The sequence below is a fragment of the Acuticoccus sp. genome, from assembly GCF_965213555.1.
In the GTDB taxonomy this organism is placed as follows: Bacteria; Pseudomonadota; Alphaproteobacteria; order Rhizobiales; family Amorphaceae; genus Acuticoccus.
Genome location: NZ_OZ243890.1, coordinates 874,343 through 892,956 on the forward strand (window position 1 = coordinate 874,343; position 18,614 = coordinate 892,956).

Genomic DNA, 18,614 nt, shown 5'->3' on the forward strand with positions numbered 1-18,614 from the left:
GCGACGCGAACCAAGCCGTCGCCGCAACCGCGGTGCGGCGTTGCGTCTCACAGAAGCGTGTTCGCACGTCGGGAACAGCGTTCGTCGGCCCGGGCGTTTCTCCCTTAAACCAAAGGAGGACTGCATGCTGAGAGCCCTGACGAGCGCGCTGTTCGCGACGACGATGCTCACACTGCCCACGCTCGCGCAAACCGCTGCGCCAGCGCCGGCCAGCTCGCCGACGTCCAGCGACGCGGCCGAGCCCGGTGCCGCAGCCCGGACGACCGATGCTGGGAAGGCTGCCGCGTCCAGCTCGCGCGACGACCAGGAGATCGGCAAGACGTTCACCGTGCGTCCTGAGGAGCTGCCTGAGCCCTACGCGACGCCGGCCGTGCGCAATCCGGCCGTCACGCTGGAGCGCGGCTCCTCCAAGCCGACCGCGCCGGAGGGCTTCGCGGTGACGCTCTTCGCCGAGGGGCTGAAGCCGCGGCAGGTGCTCGTGATGGACGACGGCGCCGTGATCGTCGCCGAGCAGAGCACGGGCAAGCTGAAGTACCTGCGCGACACCGACGATGACGGCGAGGCCGACATCGTCCAGCTCTTCGCCCAAGACTTTGAGGGGCCGTACGGGCTGGCCCAGGACGGCATGGACGTCCTCGTCGCCGACACCCGCGGCATCTGGCGCGTGCCGACCTCGGGCAAGGACGCGGTGCGTGCCGGCGGCAAGCTCATCCATGGCACGTCGAAGGCGTCCGAGACGCCCGAGGCCGAGCGTCGGCCGCAGAGGCCCATGGACCACTTCGCGGTCACCGACCAGGGCGTGTTCGGCGGCTCCAACGGGCACTCCACGCGCTCGCTCCACCGCGACGCGGAGACGGGCGAGCTCACCGTTGGCGTCGGCTCGGCGGGCAACATCGGCATCGAGCCGCCGATGCGGGCGACGATCCAGCGCTTCGACGGGGACGGCTCCAACCAGCGCACCGTGGTGATCGGCGTGCGCAACCCCATCGGCCTCGACGCGCACCCCGAGACGGGCCAGCTCTGGGCGGCGGTGCAGGAGCGCGACGGGCTCGGCGACGGCCTCGTGCCTGACTTCCTGATCCCGGTGGAGGACGGCGCGGACTACGGCTACCCGCACGCCTACACGGGCTCCAACCCGCAGCCGGACTTCGCCGACCGTGACCCCGCCCGAGTGGAGGCCTCGCAGGTGCCGCCGGTGCTGTTCGAGCCGCACTCGGCCGCCATGAGCTTCTCGTTCTACGACGGCTCGACGTTCCCCGAGGAGTACCGCGGCGACGCGCTGGTCGCGCTGAAGGGCTCGTGGAACCGCGCGGACCCCACGGGCTACAAGGTGGTGCGCGTCCACTTCGAGGACGGCCAGCCGACGGGCTCCTACGAGAACTTCCTCACCGGGTTCTGGGTGTCCGGCGACGAGCGCGCCGAGGTATGGGGCCGCCCCGTCGATGTCGACGTGCTGCCGAGCGGCGCGATCCTCGTCACCGACGACACCGGCGGCACCATCTGGCACGTCGCCTACCAGGGCCGCCAGGGCGCTTAACCCGAAAGGCTTGAGGGCATGCGGCGCAGAGCCCTTTACGTCAAACGCAGGCGTCGGTGGCGACAACGTCACCGACCGGAGGCTGGCGATCTCGACACCGCGGCGTCGGCTGGTTGGAGGCGTTCCGTTCGCACGCGGCGGACCATCTCCTGTTACGCAGGGCACGACTTGCACTGGCTGGAACATAACAGGTACAAGCGTGCAGGTGGCCCTTCGGGGGCCTCGGTCGCGGGTCGGATGCGCAGCAACGGTTCGTTGACGACTGACGGGCATATAGTTGGCCGCAGAGGCCCTAGACACCATATGCGGGGTGGGGACGAGGATTGGCTTCCATGGGGATAACCGCGACTGTCCACAGGCGCGGCACCCCCTCGACCTAGCGCGGTCGTCCCCGGCCAATCACCCTCCGAGCGCGGCACCGACGAGCGAAGGACGGACGATGCGGGTTGAACGGCGGCACACCACGGACGGACGCTCCCCCTACGACGGCATCGCGTTTCGCAGCGCGACGTCGGAGATCCGCAACCCCGACGGCTCCACCGTCTTCAAGCTCGACGACGTGATGGTACCAGCCGCCTGGAGCCAGGTCGCCACCGACATCATCGCCCAGAAGTACTTCCGCAAGGCGGGCGTGCCGGCGGCGCTCGCCCCCGTCGGCGAGCCCGGCGTGCCGGACTGGCTGTGCCGCTCGACGCCCGACGCGGCCACCCTCGCCGCGCTGCCCGAGGCGGAGCGCACGGTGGGCGAGACGGACGCACGCGCCGTGTTCGACCGCCTCGCCGGCGCCTGGACCTACTGGGGCTGGAAGAGCGGCATGTTCGACGGCGAGCCGGACGCGCGCGCCTTCCACGACGAGCTGCGCTACATGCTCGCCGCGCAGATGGTGGCGCCGAACTCGCCCCAGTGGTTCAACACAGGGCTGCACTGGGCCTACGGCATCGACGGTCCGTCCCAGGGGCACTACTACGTCGACCCGGCGAGCGGGGAGCTCATCCGGTCCACGTCGGCCTACGAGCACCCCCAGCCGCACGCGTGCTTCATCCAGTCCGTCGCCGACGACCTCGTCAACGACGGCGGCATCATGGACCTCTGGGTGCGCGAGGCGCGGCTGTTCAAGTACGGCTCGGGCACCGGCTCCAACTTCTCCGACATCCGCGGCGCGGGCGAGCGACTCGCCGGCGGCGGGCGCTCGTCCGGCCTCATGAGCTTCCTCAAGATCGGCGACCGCGCCGCCGGCGCCATCAAGTCCGGCGGTACCACGCGGCGCGCCGCCAAGATGGTCGTGGTGGACGTCGATCACCCCGACATCGAGGCGTACGTCGACTGGAAGGTGCGCGAGGAGCAGAAGGTCGCCGCCCTGGTCACCGGCTCGAAGGTCGTCCGCGACCACCTGACCGCCGTGATGAAGGCGTGCGTCAACTGCGAAGGGTCCGGCGACGACTGCTTCGACCCCGCCAAGAACCCCGCGCTGAAGCGTGAGATCCGCGCGGCCAAGAAGGCGCAGGTGCCGGAGAACTATGTCCGCCGCGTCGTCCAGTTCGCGCGGCAGGGCTACACGGAGATCGACTTCCCCACCTTCGACACGGACTGGGACTCCGAGGCCTACCTCACGGTCGCGGGCCAGAACAGCAACAACTCGGTGCGCGTCACCGACGACTTCCTGCACTCGGTGAAGGCGGACCGGGCATGGGACCTCACGTGGCGCACCTCCGGCGAGGTCGCCAAGACCGTCGCTGCGCGTGACCTGTGGGAGCGCATCGGCCACGCCGCGTGGGCCTCCGCCGACCCCGGCATCCAGTTCCACACCACGATCAACGACTGGCACACGTGCCCGGCGGGGGGTGACATCCGCGCCTCCAACCCGTGCTCGGAGTACATGTTCCTCGACGACACGGCGTGCAACCTCGCCTCGCTGAACCTCGCGCAGTTCAGGGGGGAGGACGGCGCGTTCGACGCCGAACGCTTCGAGCACGCAGTTCGGCTGTGGACCATGGTGCTCGAGATCTCCGTCACCATGGCGCAGTTCCCCTCGCCGGCGATCGCGCAGCGCTCCTACGAGTACCGCACCCTGGGGCTCGGCTTCGCCAACATCGGCGGGCTCCTCATGGTGTCCGGCATCCCCTACGATTCGGCGCAGGGCCGCGCGCTGTGCGGCGCGGTCAGCGCGATCATGACCGGCGTCGCGTACGCGACCTCGGCCGAGATGGCGCGCGACCTCGGCCCGTTCCCGCGCTACGGCGAGAACGCCGCGGCGATGCTGCGCGTGATGCGCAACCACCGCCGCGCCGCGCATGGCGAGGTCGGCGGCTACGAGGCGTTGGCGACGCGGCCCGTGCCGCTCGACCGCGCCGCCTGCCCCGACGTGGCGCTTGCCGAGCGCGCCGCCACGGCGTGGAACCTGGCGCTGGAGCTCGGCGAGGCGCACGGCTACCGCAACGCCCAGGCGACGGTCATCGCCCCGACGGGCACCATCGGCCTGGTGATGGACTGCGACACCACCGGCATCGAGCCCGACTTCGCGCTGGTGAAGTTCAAGAAGCTCGCCGGCGGTGGGTACTTCAAGATCATCAACCGCGCGGTCCCCGAGGCGCTGAGGGTGCTCGGCTACGAGGAGACGCAGCGCACGGCGATCGTCGCCTACGCCGTCGGCCACGGGACGCTCGCCGGCTCGCCGCACATCAACGCCGGGACGCTCGCCGACAAGGGGCTCTCCGCCGAGGCCATCGCGGCGGTGGAGGCGGCGCTCGCGTCGGCCTTCGACATCCGCTTCGCGTTCAACCGCTGGACCATCGGCGAGCGGGCGCTGCGCGAGGCGCTGCCCGACGCGGACCTCGACGACCCCAAGCTCGACGTCCTCGGCGCGCTCGGCTGGTCGAAGGAGGAGATCGAGCAGGCCAACGTCTACGTCGCCGGCGCGATGACCCTCGAGGGCGCGCCGCACCTCGATCCGGCGCACCTGCCCGTCTTCGACTGCGCCAACCCGTGCGGGCGGCGTGGCACGCGCTTCCTGTCGGCCGACAGCCACATCCGCATGATGGCGGCGGCCCAGCCGTTCATCTCCGGCGCGATCTCGAAGACCATCAACATGCCGAACGACGCCACCGTCGCGGACTGCATGGCCGCCTACGAGCTCTCCTGGCAGCTCGGCGTGAAGGCGAACGCGCTCTACCGCGACGGCTCCAAGCTGTCGCAACCGCTGTCCTCCCAGCTCATCGTCGACGACGAGGAGGAGGTCGAGGAGCTTCTTGCCGAGCCGACGCCCGCGCGCGTCGCCAAGGTCGCCGAGCGGCTGGTGGAGCGCATCATCGAGCGCGAGGTGGTCTCACGGCAGCGCGAGTCGATGCCGAACCGTCGCAAGGGCTACACCCAGAAGGCGATCATCGGCGGCCACAAGGTGTACCTCAGGACCGGAGAGTTCGACGACGGCCGGCTCGGCGAGATCTTCATCGACATGCACAAGGAGGGTGCCGCCTTCCGTGCGATGATGAACAACTTCGCCATCGCGATCTCGCTCGGCCTGCAGTACGGCGTGCCGCTGGAGGAGTACGTGGACGCGTTCACCTTCACCCGCTTCGAGCCCGCCGGCCTCGTCAACGGCAACGAGGCGATCAAGAACGCAACCTCGATCCTGGACTACATCTTCCGCGAGCTCGCGATCTCCTACCTGGGGCGCAACGACCTCGCCCACGTGCCGCCGGACGACACCGGCGCCACGAGCCTTGGCCGGGGCGTGGAGGGGGACAAGCCGCCGCCGCAGATGGTGAGCCACGGCCTGGTGCGCGGCCAGCGCTTCCGCCTGGTGCGCGCCGACGCCCCGGAGGCCCGCGAGGTGGAGGTGAGCGCGACGGCGGTGGCCCGCGGGACCGGCGGGGCGGCGGTCGCCCAGGCCACGGTCCAGGCGCCGCTGGTCGTGCGGCCTGCGGACGCTCCGCGCTCGCCCATCGACGAGGTCCGCGCCGACGTCGCCGCGCTGCTCGGGGTCGAGGCCGGGCCGCAGGGGCAGCGGCCGCGCGAGGGGGCGAGCGAGCGCTCGATCATGGCGCGGCTCAAGGGGTTCGAGGGCGACCCGTGCGGCGAGTGCGGCAACTTCACGCTGGTGCGCAACGGCACGTGCCTGAAGTGCGACACCTGCGGCGGCACGTCCGGCTGCAGCTGAGCGGCAACGCCCTGGGGAGCGATGTCGTCCGCAGGGCGCTTGGTCAGTCGTCGTCGCGCAGGCGCCGGACGCGGTCGCGCACGCGCTGGACCCTGTCGCGCAGGTCGGCGATCCGCGCCTCGCGCTCGCGCAGGGCCTCGCCCAGCTCGGCGTTCTCCGCCTCGGCGTCGTCGAGCCGGGCCTGCAGCGCGGCCACCGCACCCGCGTCGTAGGCCGCTCCCGCGGCGCGCTCCTCCTTCAGCCGGGCCTGCAATTGTTCGATGTGCACGCGCCTATCCTGCGCCCGCGCGCGCACCGCCCGTAGGCGCGCCAGCCGGTCGGCGGCCTCAGTCTCCAGCGCCGCGATCGTCCGCTCGTTCACGTCGATTGTGTCGAGGAGCGCCCCGATGCGGTCCTCGCGCTCGCGCAGCGCATCGCTGAGCGCCGGCACGCGCTCCGCATCGGCCCGAGCGCGCTGAAGCTCCACCTTGAGGCGACCGATCCGTTCGCCGCGCTGCTGCGCGCTCATCGATGCCTCGCGCAGGGCGTCGGCGCGGTCGACCAACGCCGCCTCGAGCGCTGCGACGCGCTCGTCCCGCTGCCTGAGTTCCTGATGCAACTGACCGGTCCGGGGCGTAACCTGTCGTGCGCGCTCCAGCCTCGCGCGCAGCGCCTCCAACTGCCGATCCGACCGCTCGCGTAGCGCATCCAACCGGCGACGCAGCCGGTCGCGCTGCTGCCCGAGGCGCGCCAGCTTGTCCCGCAGATCGGCGGTGACCTCGCGCTCGTCCTCCAGGAGCTTCTGCGCCCCTGGCGAGTCCGCAAGCAGGGCCTCCAGCTCGGCAACGCGCTCGTGCTGGCGCCGGCGCACCTCCTGCGAGCGCTGCAACCGTGCGGCGAGCCGCGCCAGGTCCTGCCGCAGCTCCGCGTTGGCCTCGGGGGGCGGGACGACCTGCGCCACGACGGTCGGAGACGAGGCGTCCAAAGGCGCACGCAGCTCGTCGGCGCGCGCCGGCGCGAGGGGCAGCGCCAGCACGACGCCGAACGCTGCGACGATCCATCTGTTCATCGGTTGACCTCCCATGGTGTTGAGCACCGAGCGTCAGCGCGGCGGGTTGAGCCGGATGTGGAGCTCGCGCAGCTGCGCCGGCGAGACCGTCGAAGGCGCGCCCATCATCAGGTCCTCGGCGCGCTGGTTCATCGGAAACAGCGTCACGTCGCGCAGGTTCTCCCTCCCGCACAGGAGCATCACGATGCGGTCGATGCCGGGCGCGATGCCCCCGTGCGGGGGTGCGCCGTACTCCAGCGCCGAGAGCATCCCACCGAACTTCTCCGCGAGCACGGCCTCGTCGTAGCCGGCGATGGCGAAGGCGCGGCGCATGATCTCCGGCTTGTGGTTCCTGATCGCCCCGGACGACAGCTCCACGCCGTTGCAGACGATGTCGTACTGGAAGGCGTCGATCTGAAGCGGGTCCTTCGTCTCCAGCGCCTCGCGGCCCCCTTGCGGCATGGAGAACGGGTTGTGCGAGAAGTCGATGCGCCCGGTCTCCTCGTCCGCCTCGAACATCGGGAAGTCGACGATCCAGCAGAACGCGAACTGATCCTTGTCGGCGAGCTTCAGCTCATCGCCGATCCTCTGCCGCGCCTCCCCGGCGAAGCGGCGGAACTCGTCGGGCCGACCGGCCGCGAAGAACACCGCGTCGCCCGCGCCGAGTCCGAGCCTCGTGCGGATCGCCTCGGTCCGCTCCGGCCCGATGTTCTTGGCGATGGGCCCTGCGCCCTCCGCCTCCCCCTCGCGCCAGAAGATGTAGCCCAACCCCTTCTGCCCCTCGCCCTGCGCCCAGGAGTTCATCCGGTCGCAGAACGAGCGCGAGCCGCCCGTCGGCGCGGGGATCGCCCACACGCGCACCCGGGGGTCCGCCTCGATCATCCCGGCGAACACCTTGAAGCCCGAGCCGCGGAAGTCGTCGGTCACGTCCGCCATCTCGATGGGGTTCCTGAGGTCCGGCTTGTCGGTGCCGTACTTGGCGAGCGCATCGCGGTACTTGATGCGCGGGAACTCCTGCGTGACCGGCTTGCCGTCCGCGAACTCCTCGAAGAGCCCGCGCAGCACCGGCTCTACCGCCTGGAAGACGTCCTCCTGCTCGACGAAGCTCATCTCCACGTCGAGCTGGTAGAACTCGCCCGGAGAGCGGTCCGCCCGCGCGTCCTCGTCGCGGAAGCACGGCGCGATCTGGAAGTAGCGGTCGAACCCGGCGATCATGACGAGCTGCTTGAACTGCTGCGGCGCTTGGGGCAGCGCGTAGAACTTGCCGGGATGGAGCCGGGAGGGCACCAGGAAGTCGCGCGCCCCCTCCGGCGAGCTCGCCGTCAGGATCGGCGTCTGGAACTCCATGAAGCCGGCCTCCGTCATGCGCCGGCGAATTGAGGCGATGATCGCCGCGCGCTTGACGATGTCGGCGTGGATCGTCTCGCGCCGGAGATCCAGGAAGCGGTACTTGAGACGGATGTCCTCGGGGTAGTCCGGCTCGCCGAAGACGGGAAGCGGCAGCTCCGGCGCCTGGGACAGCACCTCGATGTCCCGGGCGAACACCTCCACCTCGCCAGTCGGCAGACGCTCGTTGACCGCAGCGGCGTCGCGCCGCTTTACCTCGCCGTCGACGCGGATGACCCACTCGGAGCGCACGCCCTCGGCGGTGCGGAAGGCCGGCGAGTCCGGGTCGGCGACGACCTGGGTGATGCCGTAGTGGTCGCGCAGGTCGATGAACAGGAGCCCGCCGTGGTCGCGCACGCGGTGCACCCAACCGGCGAGCCGCACCGTGGCGCCCGCGTCCGCCGCACGCAGCGCGGCACAGGTGTGGGAGCGGTAGCGGTGCATGTCGGGCCTTCCGGTGGGGTTGGGGAGCGAGCCGCTTGGGGCACCTCGAGCGCACCGTGTCAAGGCGCCCTGCGACGGCGCGGCCGCTGCCGCCGCCGGCCGATCCGTGCCAGGACACTGGCATGACGGACGACGGACGTTGGAGCGAGGAGGGTCCGGCACGCGCGGACCCGATCATCCTGACGTTGCAGCTCGACGAGGCGAGCGCGGCGTTCTTCGAGCGGCAGCGTCAGGCGCACTTCCCGCTGGCGATCAACCGCATCCCCGCGCACCTCACGCTGTTCCACAAGCTGCCCGGCGAAGAGGCCGACCGCGTGCTCGCCGAGGTGGCCCAGGCGACGCGTCGCCCCGCCTTCCCGGTCGCCGTCGAGGCGCTGATGCCCCTGGGCCGCGGCGTCGCCTACCGCCTCGCCTCACCCACCCTCGGCGCGGTGCGCAGCGACCTCGCGCGCCGCTTCGAGCGGTGGCTCACTGGCCAGGACCGCGAGCGCTTTCGCCCCCATGTGACCGTGCAGAACAAGGTGACGCCCGAGCGCGCCAAGGCGACGCTCGCGGAGCTCGAGCGCTCGTTCCACCCCTTCACCGCCACCGCCGAGGGTCTGCAGCTCTGGCACTATCGCGGCGGGCCGTGGTCGCCGCTGGCGGCCATCGCCTTCGCGCGGTGACCGACCAGCTTAAGGGGTCGGGCAACCCATCATCGAGACGATTGCTCCGGAAGCAAGGTCGTCGTAGGCGAACCGCCCAGACCCGCGCCGAAGGTCCCCTAAGCCGCCTCGCGCCGCTTGCGTCAGATCAGCATGCGCAGCGGGGCCTCGATGTAACCCTTGAAGGCGGCGAGCACCTCCGCACCCAGCGCGCCGTCCACCGCGCGGTGGTCCACCGATAGGGTCACCGTCATCACGTTGGCGATGGCGAGCGCGCCGTCCTTCACCACCGCGCGCTCCGATCCAGCGCCGACGGCGAGGATCGACCCGTGCGGCGGGTTGATGACGGCGGCGAAGTCGCGGATGCCGAACATGCCAAGGTTCGACACCGCGGTGGTGCCGCCCTGGTATTCGCTCGGCTGCAGCTTCTTGTCCCTCGCTCGGGTCGCGAGATCCTTCATCTCGTTGGAGATCGCCGACAGCGACTTGGTGTCGGCGCGCCGCACCACCGGCGTAATGAGGCCGTCCGGGATCGCCACGGCGACGCCGACGTCGACTTCGTTGTGCAGCAGGCGCGACGACGAGGTGAACGTCGCGTTCGCCATGGGCACGTCATGCAACGCGCGCGCCAACGCCTTGATGACGAAGTCGTTGACCGACAGCTTGTAGCTCGGTTTGTCGTCCTTGCCGGCCGGCGCCGCCGCGTTGAGCTCGGCACGTGTCTTCAACAGCACGTCGAGCTCGACGTCGAGAGTCAGGTAGAAGTGCGGGATGGTCTGCTTGGACTCGGTGAGGCGGCGCGCGATGGTCTTGCGCATGCCGTCGTGCGGCAGCTCGCGGTAGGCGCCCTCCTGGAACATCGCGCGGATCTGCTCGTCGGTGAGCCCTGGAGGCGCCCCGGTGGGCGGCGGGGCACGCCCCACGTCGGGAGCCTTGGCGGACGGCGCGGTTGGGGCGGGCTCCTTCCCGGTCGGCTCGCGCGCCGCCGCATCGGGCTCGTCCACTCCTGCCTCGAGGGCAGCCTCGATGTCGCGCTTGACGATCCGCCCGTGCGGCCCGCTGCCCGACAGGCGCGCTAGGTCGATGCCCTCCATCTTCGCCAGGCGCCGGGCGAGCGGGGATGCCGCGATGCGCTCGCCCTCCCCTCGCTCCGCCGGAGCGGCCGCGGCGCCGTTGCCGGCGCGCGGCGCAGGGGCGCGGCCGTCGGTCGCGCCGCTGGTGCGCGCATCGTCGGCGACGCCCCCCGCGGCCTGCTCGGCATCCTTCTGGTCCGCGTCCGTGGGCTCGTCCGGCGTCGTCGCGCGCGCATCCCCCTCCACGTCGTCGGCGCCCTTGCCGCCGGCACCCTCGGGCCGCGGAGGAGCGCCGGTGACCGCGGCCTCGTCGAGCTCGGACGCGCTCTCGCCCTCCACGAGGAGCATCGCGATGGGCTCGTTCACGGGCACGTCCGCCGTCCCCTCGCTGACGAGGATCTTCCCGACGGTGCCTTCGTCCACCGCCTCCACCTCCATCGTCGCCTTGTCGGTCTCGATCTCCGCGATCACGTCCCCCGAGGCGACGGTGTCACCCTCCTTGACGAGCCACCTGGCGAGGGTGCCGGCCTCCATGGTGGGCGACAGCGCCGGCATCAGGATGGGCGTGGGCATCGGGTCGACCTCGTGTGCGTCGCCGGACTGTCCGGCAAGGTGCAGGGCTTTGCAAGGTCCACCGCGCCGCGGTCGGTAGGCCCGCCGCGGCCTTTCGGTGTAGAGCGCGGCGAGCTCTCCGCAAGGTTCGGCATGCGCATCCTCTTCCTGCACAACAACTTCCCCGGGCAGTACCGGCGCATCGCAACCCACCTCAAGTCCCACCGCGGCGTCGATCTCGTCGCGGGGACGCTCGCGTCCAACACGCAGGACATCGGCGTGCGCAAGATCTCGTACGCGCCGCACCGCGAGGTGGCGAAGGACATCCACCCGACGCTGGTGACGGCCGAGCGCGCGATCCTCACCGCACAGGCGGCGTTCAAGTCGCTTTACGCGCTGCGCAACTCAGGCTGGATGCCGGACCTCGTGTGCGCCCACTCCGGCTGGGGCCCCTCGCTGCTCGTCAAGGAGCTGTGGCCGAAGACGAGGCTCCTCGCGCTCTTCGAGTGGTACTATGTCGCGCGCGGCAGCGATGCGGACTTCCTGGAGGAGATGAGCCACGACAGCGCCGCCCGCGCGCACTTCAAGAACATCCCCATCCTGCTCGACCTTGCGATCATGGACTGGGGATCGTCGCCGACGCGCTGGCAGTTCGAGCAGTTCCCCAAGCACCTGACGCACAACATCTCGGTGCTGCACGAGGGCGTCGACTGCGACTACTTCGCCCCCGGAGAGGATCGCGTGGAGGTGGGCGGGCGCACGTTCACCTCGGCCGACGAGGTGATCACCTACGTCGCACGCGGCATGGAGCCCTACCGCGGCTTTCCCCAGTTCATGGAGGCCGTGGCCATGCTGCAACAGCGCCGGCCGAACCTGCACGTGCTCGTCGCCGGTCAGGACCGCACCGCGTACGGCAAGGCCCGGCGTGACGGTCTGACCCACCGTGAGCATGCGCTCAGGAGCCTTCCCCTCGACGCGGCTCGGCTGCACTTCCTCGGCCTCGTGCCGCTTTCGACCCTGCGCGCGATGTTCCGCATCACGCGCGCGCACGTCTACCTCAGCGTCCCGTTCGTGCTGTCGTGGTCCATGCTGGAGGCGATGGCCTCGGGCGCCCTCGTCGTCGGGTCGGCGACGCCGCCTGTGGAGGAGGTCGTCGAGAACGGTGTGAACGGGTTGGTGACCGACTTCTTCGACGTCGACGGCCTTGTCGCTGTCGTGGAACGTGTTCTTCGCGGCGAGGTTGACGTCGCAAGCTTGAGGAAAGCCGCGCGCCGCACGATCGAGGAACGGTACGCGCTGCCGATCATCCTGCCGCGCCAATGGGGGATGATGAAGGCGGTCGCGCGGGGTGAGCGACCGTCCGTGTGAGCGGGCGGTATGACACGGCGTTTCTTGGAACGTCGCCGGCTGGCCGGTCCTCCGGTCAACCCGACGACGCCGGCGGGCGTCGGTCCGAGATCGCTCCGAGACACGGGACCGTGGATGGCGCCGCCCATCGAGGGGTTATTCCCGTGCGCTCAAAGGACCTGTAACCTTAAGATGTAAGACGCGAGCCTTCCAACACCCGATAGGTGGCCGACGACGATCTGAGCGGATGGCCGCAAGCGACAGAAGGAGACCCTCGGTGCGCAAACTCGCCCTCGTCGCCGTTCTGGCGACCCTGCCGTTCGTGGCTCAGTCCCAGCCGGCCGACGCCTCGCCCATCTGCAAGGATCGCGCGGACATGATCCGCATCCTGTCGAAGAAGTTCGGTGAGACGCAGCGCTCGTTCGGCTTGCAGAACGACAGCCGCGTTCTGGAGCTGTACGCCTCGTCGGACGGCACGTGGACTGCGATCCTGTCCCTGCCTTCGGGAAAATCGTGCGTCGTCGCCGCCGGGGAGGCATGGACCGTCGTGCCGCAGACGCTCGCCGGAGAGCCCGCCTGAGCTCCACCAGTCGCGCGCTTCTCGATGATGCGGGGACCGCGCGGGCGAGCTCGGCCACCGGAGCGCGGTCCTGTCCTTGCCGTCGGGCAAGTCGTGCGGCGTTGCCGCCGAGGGGGTAAGGACCGCAGTGCCGGCAATGCCCGTCGGGGGAGCCCGCCAGAAGGCTGCCGGTCGCGCGCGTTTCCGGGATGCGGGGACGCGCTGGCGGGCTCATCCCCCGGCGCGCGTCCTGTGCCTGCCTTCAGGCCAGTCGTGCGTTGTTGCCGCCGAGGAGGCAGGGACCGTGGTCCCGCCGACCTCCGTCGGAGCGCCCGCTTGGGTGTCGGTCGCACGCGCCTCGAGGATGCCGGGGACCGTGGCCGAGCTCGTCCCCTGGAGCGCGATCTGGCCCCTGAGGTCGCGCATCCTTAACGCCGGGAGGCATGGACCGTGGTGCCGCCGACGCCCGGAGGAACGCCCGCCTGAAAGGCCGGTCGCGCGACCCTCAAGGATGCGGGACCGCGCCGGCGAGCTCATTGACCGGCGCACGATCCTGCCCTGCCGTCGGGCAGGTCGTGCGTTCTTGTCGCGCGGGGCGGGCCCGGCGTGCCGCCGACGCCCGGCGGGACGCCCGCCCAAGGGCATGTCGCGCGTGCGTCTGGGATGCGGGGGTCCGTGCCAGCAAGCTCGTCCACTGGACCGCGAGCCTGTTGCTACCGTCGGGCCTGTCGTCGTCGCAGGGGCGCCACGGACCATGCGTCGTCGAAGTCCGTCGCAGGGCGCGTGAGGTTCCGGCCCGCCAGCCGGTCGGGGGTGCTCCCCCAATGGCCCCGGCGAGCCGGCCACCGGAGCGCGATCCCTTCCCCCAGCCAAGCCGGGTCGTGCGTTGCTGCCGCAGGAAAGCGTGGACCGCAGCATGACCGAAGCCGCGTGGTGAAGGTTGCATGAGGCTACCGACCGCCGGCCGGTCGGGAATGCTGCCGGGGACCGCGACCAGCGAGCGCGGCAACCGCAACTCTGCTCAGTCGTCGTCGCAGAGGCGCCACGGACCATGCGTCGTCGAAGTCCGTCGCAGGGCGCGTGAGGTTCCGGCCCGCCAGCCGGTCGGGGGTGCTCCCGTAATGGCCCCGGCGAGCCGGCCACCGGAGCGCGATCCTGTCCCCCAGCTAGCCGGGTCGTGCGTTGCTGCCACAGAGAAGCGTGGACCGCAGCATGACCGAAGCCGCGCGGTAATGGTTGCATGAGGCTACCGACCGCCAGCCGGTCGGGGATGCTGCCGGGACCGTGACCAGCGAGCGCGGCAGCCGCAACTCCGCTCATCGGCTTCCCATAGCGCCGCCCGCAGGGAGAGTGGGACCCCACTGCGGACGACGCGCGTTCGGCTGAGCGGGGACGGTGAGGCCTCGGTCCGACCTTGCGTGGACCGGCTCTGCAACGCTGCGTCGGTGTCGCCACCGCTCCGCAACGCCGCGTCGGTGCTGCCTTTCCCGCCCCGCCCCCCGAACATTGTCGCTGCGATCAGGTGCGGGGCGACGCCGGTGCCCGACGGGCACGCCTGCGCGCGGACGGCGACGTCGGACGCGACCCATGCCAGCTCCGTCGTCGTCCGCGGTTCGCCAGCACCATTCAGGCTCGCTCCGGCAGCCCCGCACCGAGACGTTCCGCTCGCCAGCATGAGCGCCGTGGCGAGCGCGCTCCTTCCGATCCGCAGGCCGCAGCCGATCGGGTCCCGCGTTCGCCGGCCGTCGTCCGGGAAGACAGGGAGCGCCCGTCGCCGCCGGACGAAGTTCACGCGACCGGCCGCCACCGCCAAGGCGCTCACGAGCGTTGCGTCGGCTGCGCGAACCCCCTATCCCGACGACGCACGCGAATGGGGGGTGACCGTGGGCGTTGACGGGAAGGTCATCTGTGTCACCGGAGCGAGCCAGGGGATCGGCCGGGCCTGTGCCTTGACGCTCGCGCAGCATGGCGCCCGGGTCATCGCTGCCGCGCGTGGCGCCGACAAGCTCGACGCGCTGAGGGACGAGGCGCAGGGTGAGGTGACGCCCATCGCGTGCGACGTGACGAGTGCTGAGGACGTGGATCGGCTGTTCGCCTCGATCCGCTCGAACCACTCCCGCCTCGACGTCCTCTTCAACAACGCCGGCAACAACGTCCCCGCTCAGGACTTCGGCGACCTCACCTTCGAGGACTGGCGCCGCGTGATCGCGCTCAACCTCGACGGGGCCTTCCTCATGGCGCGTGGCGCTTACCGCCTCATGCGAGAGCAGGACCCGCGCGGCGGGCGGATCATCAACAACGGCTCGATCTCCGCACATGCGCCGCGGCCCGGTTCGGCGCCCTACACGGCCTCCAAGCACGCGATCACCGGCCTCACCAGGACCATCAGCCTCGACGGTCGGCGCCACGACATCGCGTGCGGCCAGATCGACATCGGCAACGCGATGACGGAGATGGCGGCGCGCATGGCCAAGGGGGTGCCCCAAGCAAGCGGCGAGATCGCCGTCGAGCCCCTGATGGACGTGCAGGTGGTCGCCGACACCGTGCTCTACATGGCGGGGCTCGACCTGTCAGCGAACGCCCAGTTCCTCACCATCATGGCGACCAAGATGCCCTTCGTCGGCCGCGGCTGACCACCGAGCGCAGCCCGATCACCGGGCCTGGGCGAGGTTAACGCGGCCGGACCGCCCAAGGCCCCGCTCTCCTGCGGCGTGACCAGCGTCTGCCCGACCAGCGCGTGCGGGCTTCGAAGGGTCGGCGGGCTGCGCTCCGCCCGGCCCACACGCTGCGATGGTCGGGAGCGACAATGTCCACATGGTCAGCCCTAGCCAAGCGCTGCCGTCCGCGCCTGCGCGCCACGAGCTGACCCCCTCCGACCGCAGGCACGGGTCGACGGCCCTGCCGTGCGGCGATGGACGTCGGCTCCCGCCCCTCTGGTCGCACAGGCGACCGCACGGCATCGCGCGCTCCATCAGCCCAATGAGGCTCCGCCCAACGGAAACCCTTGCCGATCCCCAGCGTCGCCGGTTGGGCGGTTACCATTCGCGTCAGATCACAACATCCGCGTAGGTTGGGCTCTGGGACAAGTGATCACCTCGCTTGCACCACGGGGGCCGCTGAGCGAACGAAGCCGCCTCGACGGGCGTGCGAACCAGGCAGCCATGGCCTTGTGCGAAGCGCCCCAGCACACCGCCGGCTCCGCGGAGGAGGAGGCGACGCAACGTTCGCGAGCCTGTTCGGCGTCCGTCCGAGGCGTTCGACGGCGCCCGTCGATCGATGCGATGGCGTGAAGCCGCGCCGGACCGCAAGCCAGCCCTTCGCTGCCGCAACAAGTGCCACGAGCGGTCGCGAAGCGCAGGGCAAACACGGCAGGAGAAGTGCCGACGCAGCAGGTAGCGCGCGCCTGCGTCCACCGGATCGAGCGCTGAGCTGAACTGGAGCTCCCCTCGTTCCGTGGACGGTTAAGGGCAAACGTCTCGAGGCCCTGTCCTCGATGACCGGAAGCCATCGAAACCCGACGGATCTGCCCGAAGTAGATGGGGCGGGCGCGATCGTGGCCGAACGACCGGAACCGACGGGGGCGCAGTGGGCGGAGGTGGAGCCGCCTCTTCCGACCGACGTGCGGGTCCTGCCTCGGGTGGACGACCGCGAAGGGCTGTCGGGGATCGTCCGGCAGCTGCGGACCGGGGCGCCGTGGGCCGACGGCCCGGAACGCCACTCCGACGCCCGCCTCCTCGAGCTCGGCGTGGATGGACGAGGCGCCGTAACTCTCCCCCGACGCTTTGTGGATCGTGCGGATCCGCGCGGTGAGGGGCGGCATTGCTCCGGGTGCGTTGGCTCGTCTCCCGGTCCCGCGAGGCATAGCGCATTCTGGGACTTCTCAGGGACACGCCGAGCGCATGGCACATCGTCGTGATCGGCTACACGGCCTGGTTCGCAGTCCTGGAGCGGACGACCGAGGGCGCGACGGGCGGCTCTCCTGTGCGCAGGGCGCGGCCTTCGCGAGGAGGCCTCTCCCCTGCCGCGACTGGCGGACGTTATGACGAGGGCGCCGCGGCTCTTCGCGCTCCCTGCGCGTCAGCCCAGCGCTACGGCCGTCGCCGTCACGCTCGGCCTGGCGCACCCAGCCATGGATAATGTGGGCGCACGGCTCGAACTCGCGTGCCAGCTCCTCGACGCTGCGGGCTAGCCGCGCCAACGCGACGCCCTGTTCTTGGAACCGCGGTGGGCAAGGGCTTCTCGTTCTCGGCATCATGGCACCCTCCCTTCACCTCCAACTTTGTCGACGACACCGGAGCCGCTCCAGCGTGTTTGTGTTGAGGCCATCACGGGACAGGTGCACCCGAGCGGCCTAAGCGCGGCGAAGCGGGCTATAAGGACGGTTGGCGGGACGCAGGCGGCCGCGAGCGGGTTGGCGAGGGGGCGCAAGCGTCAGGCGCGGACGCACACGAGCCGCAGATCCTGGGGCTCGGCCACGCGATCAGGCGGGTGCGCGCGCCTCGGACGGCACGCGCGTCCGCGCGCACCGCGCCGTGCGCGCGGCGGACGAACGGGGACTGGAAGGGAGGGACGCGATGAGCCTCGTACCGACTAGCCTGTTCCGCCACCTCGGCCTGCGCCCGTCGGAGGCCGTCGCAATGCCGACGCGGGTGCGCGCCTTGGTGACCGCCGAAGAGGAGCGGTCCGAGCGCCTCATCTCGTGGGTGCAGCTCGCCATCGTCGCAGTCTTTGGGACGCTCTACAGCCTGTCGCCGCGCCCCGCCGACGCTGGCGACGGCCTCGAGCCGGTCCCTGTGGTGCTGGCCCTCTATGCTGCCTTCACCGTCCTGCGCCTTGCGGCAGCCTATCGCGGGTACCTGCCGGGGTGGCTCCTCGTCCTGTCCATGCTCGCCGACATTGCGCTGCTCTACGCGCTGATCTGGAGCTTCCACATCGCCTACGATCAGCCGGCGCCGTTCTACCTCAAGGTGCCGACGTTCGCCTACGTGTTCGTGTTCATCGCCATCCGCGCGCTGCGCTTCGATCCTCGCTTCGTCATCAGCCAGGGCGTCTTCGCGGCGCTCGGCTGGACGGGCATGCTGATCTACGCCGTCGCGGACGCTGGGACCGGCTCGGTCACGCGCTCCTTCGTCGCCTACCTTAACGGCAACCTGGTGCTCGTCGGCGCCGAGCTCGACAAGGTGTTCACCGTCGTCCTCGTCACCGCGGTGCTCGCCCTTGCGCTCGCGCGCGCGCGGCGCACGCTCCTCGCGGCCGCCACGGAGGGCGCCGCCTCCCGCGAGATGCGGCGCTACTTCGGTGCCGGCGTCGCCGACGCCATCACCTCGCGCGAGCAGGCCGCCATCGCCGGGGAGGCCGAGGGCCGGGATGCGGCGATCCTGATGCTCGACCTCCGCAACTTCTCGCGCTTCGCCGAGGCTGTGAGCCCGTCCGCGGTCGTCGACGCGCTCACCGACTACCATCGGCTGGCGATCCCGATCATCGAGTCCCACGGCGGCGTCGTCGACAAGTTCCTCGGCGACGGCGTGATGGCGACCTTCGGCGCGGTGAAGCCGTCCGGCACCCCCGCGGCCGACGCGCTCGCCGCGCTGTGCCGCATCATGGATGCCGCGCCAATGTGGGCGGACCGGCTCTCCGCGCGTGGCCACCCGGCGCTCCCCATCAACGGCGCCGCGGTGGCCGGCCGCGTCGTCGCAGCTACCGTCGGCACCGACCAACGGCTGGAGTTCACCGTCATCGGGAGCCCGGCGAACCTTGCCGCCAAGCTCGAGAAGCACAACAAGGACTGCGGCACGGCGGCGCTCACCACCGAGGCGACCTTCGACCTTGCCTGCGAGCAGGGCTTCTTGCGCGCGAGGACACCGCCTCGGGCCGTCCAAGGTCGCGGGC

Annotated in this window: 9 protein-coding genes and 2 pseudogenes; 8 read left to right on the forward strand and 3 right to left on the reverse strand. The window is 70.9% G+C overall.

The window, feature by feature from the left end; translation table 11 throughout:
* Nucleotides 1-124: 124 nt before the first annotated feature.
* Complete coding sequence (locus ACOOE8_RS04370; RefSeq protein WP_420393638.1) at nucleotides 125-1,537, forward strand: PQQ-dependent sugar dehydrogenase; 1,413 nt, start codon at nucleotides 125-127, stop codon at nucleotides 1,535-1,537.
* A gap of 439 nt (nucleotides 1,538-1,976) precedes the next feature.
* A complete protein-coding gene (locus tag ACOOE8_RS04375; RefSeq protein WP_420393639.1) occupies nucleotides 1,977-5,693 on the forward strand; it encodes a vitamin B12-dependent ribonucleotide reductase in 3,717 nt (1,238 codons plus the stop codon).
* Between the two features lie 43 nt (nucleotides 5,694-5,736).
* On the opposite strand, the gene ACOOE8_RS04380 is transcribed toward ACOOE8_RS04375, so the two are convergent.
* Nucleotides 5,737-6,741, reverse strand: coding sequence for a hypothetical protein (locus tag ACOOE8_RS04380; RefSeq protein WP_420393640.1), 1,005 nt, complete (start codon nucleotides 6,739-6,741; stop codon nucleotides 5,737-5,739).
* A 33-nt stretch (nucleotides 6,742-6,774) separates the two neighbouring features.
* The gene (gene aspS / locus ACOOE8_RS04385; protein ID WP_420393641.1) at nucleotides 6,775-8,550 is read right to left on the reverse strand and encodes an aspartate--tRNA ligase; all 1,776 of its coding nucleotides are present in this window, start codon (nucleotides 8,548-8,550) and stop codon (nucleotides 6,775-6,777) included.
* 122 nt (nucleotides 8,551-8,672) lie between these two features.
* On the opposite strand from aspS, the gene ACOOE8_RS04390 reads away from it, so the two are divergent.
* A complete protein-coding gene (locus tag ACOOE8_RS04390; protein ID WP_420393642.1) occupies nucleotides 8,673-9,215 on the forward strand; it encodes a 2'-5' RNA ligase family protein in 543 nt (180 codons plus the stop codon).
* Nucleotides 9,216-9,337: 122 nt separating this feature from the next.
* Here ACOOE8_RS04390 and ACOOE8_RS04395 read toward each other — a convergent pair whose 3' ends face one another.
* Nucleotides 9,338-10,840 carry a pyruvate dehydrogenase complex dihydrolipoamide acetyltransferase gene (locus ACOOE8_RS04395; RefSeq protein WP_420393643.1) on the reverse strand — a complete coding sequence of 501 codons (1,503 nt, stop codon included), beginning with the start codon at nucleotides 10,838-10,840 and terminating at the stop codon, nucleotides 9,338-9,340.
* A gap of 132 nt (nucleotides 10,841-10,972) precedes the next feature.
* Between ACOOE8_RS04395 and ACOOE8_RS04400 the strand changes: the two genes are divergently transcribed.
* The 5 genes and pseudogenes from ACOOE8_RS04400 to ACOOE8_RS04420 form a co-directional block, all read left to right on the forward strand.
* Complete coding sequence (locus ACOOE8_RS04400) at nucleotides 10,973-12,187, forward strand: glycosyltransferase (RefSeq protein ID WP_420393644.1); 1,215 nt, start codon at nucleotides 10,973-10,975, stop codon at nucleotides 12,185-12,187.
* A gap of 256 nt (nucleotides 12,188-12,443) precedes the next feature.
* The gene (locus ACOOE8_RS04405) at nucleotides 12,444-12,746 is read left to right on the forward strand and encodes a hypothetical protein (protein WP_420393645.1); all 303 of its coding nucleotides are present in this window, start codon (nucleotides 12,444-12,446) and stop codon (nucleotides 12,744-12,746) included.
* A gap of 1,862 nt (nucleotides 12,747-14,608) precedes the next feature.
* Nucleotides 14,609-15,358: an SDR family oxidoreductase gene (locus tag ACOOE8_RS04410; protein ID WP_420393646.1), complete on the forward strand. Its 750-nt coding sequence runs from the start codon at nucleotides 14,609-14,611 to the stop codon at nucleotides 15,356-15,358.
* A 920-nt stretch (nucleotides 15,359-16,278) separates the two neighbouring features.
* Nucleotides 16,279-16,443: pseudogene (locus tag ACOOE8_RS04415) on the forward strand (IS5/IS1182 family transposase); the annotation flags it as partial.
* Between the two features lie 1,663 nt (nucleotides 16,444-18,106).
* Nucleotides 18,107-18,547, forward strand: a pseudogene (locus ACOOE8_RS04420) (adenylate/guanylate cyclase domain-containing protein); the annotation flags it as partial.
* Nucleotides 18,548-18,614 lie beyond the last annotated feature (67 nt).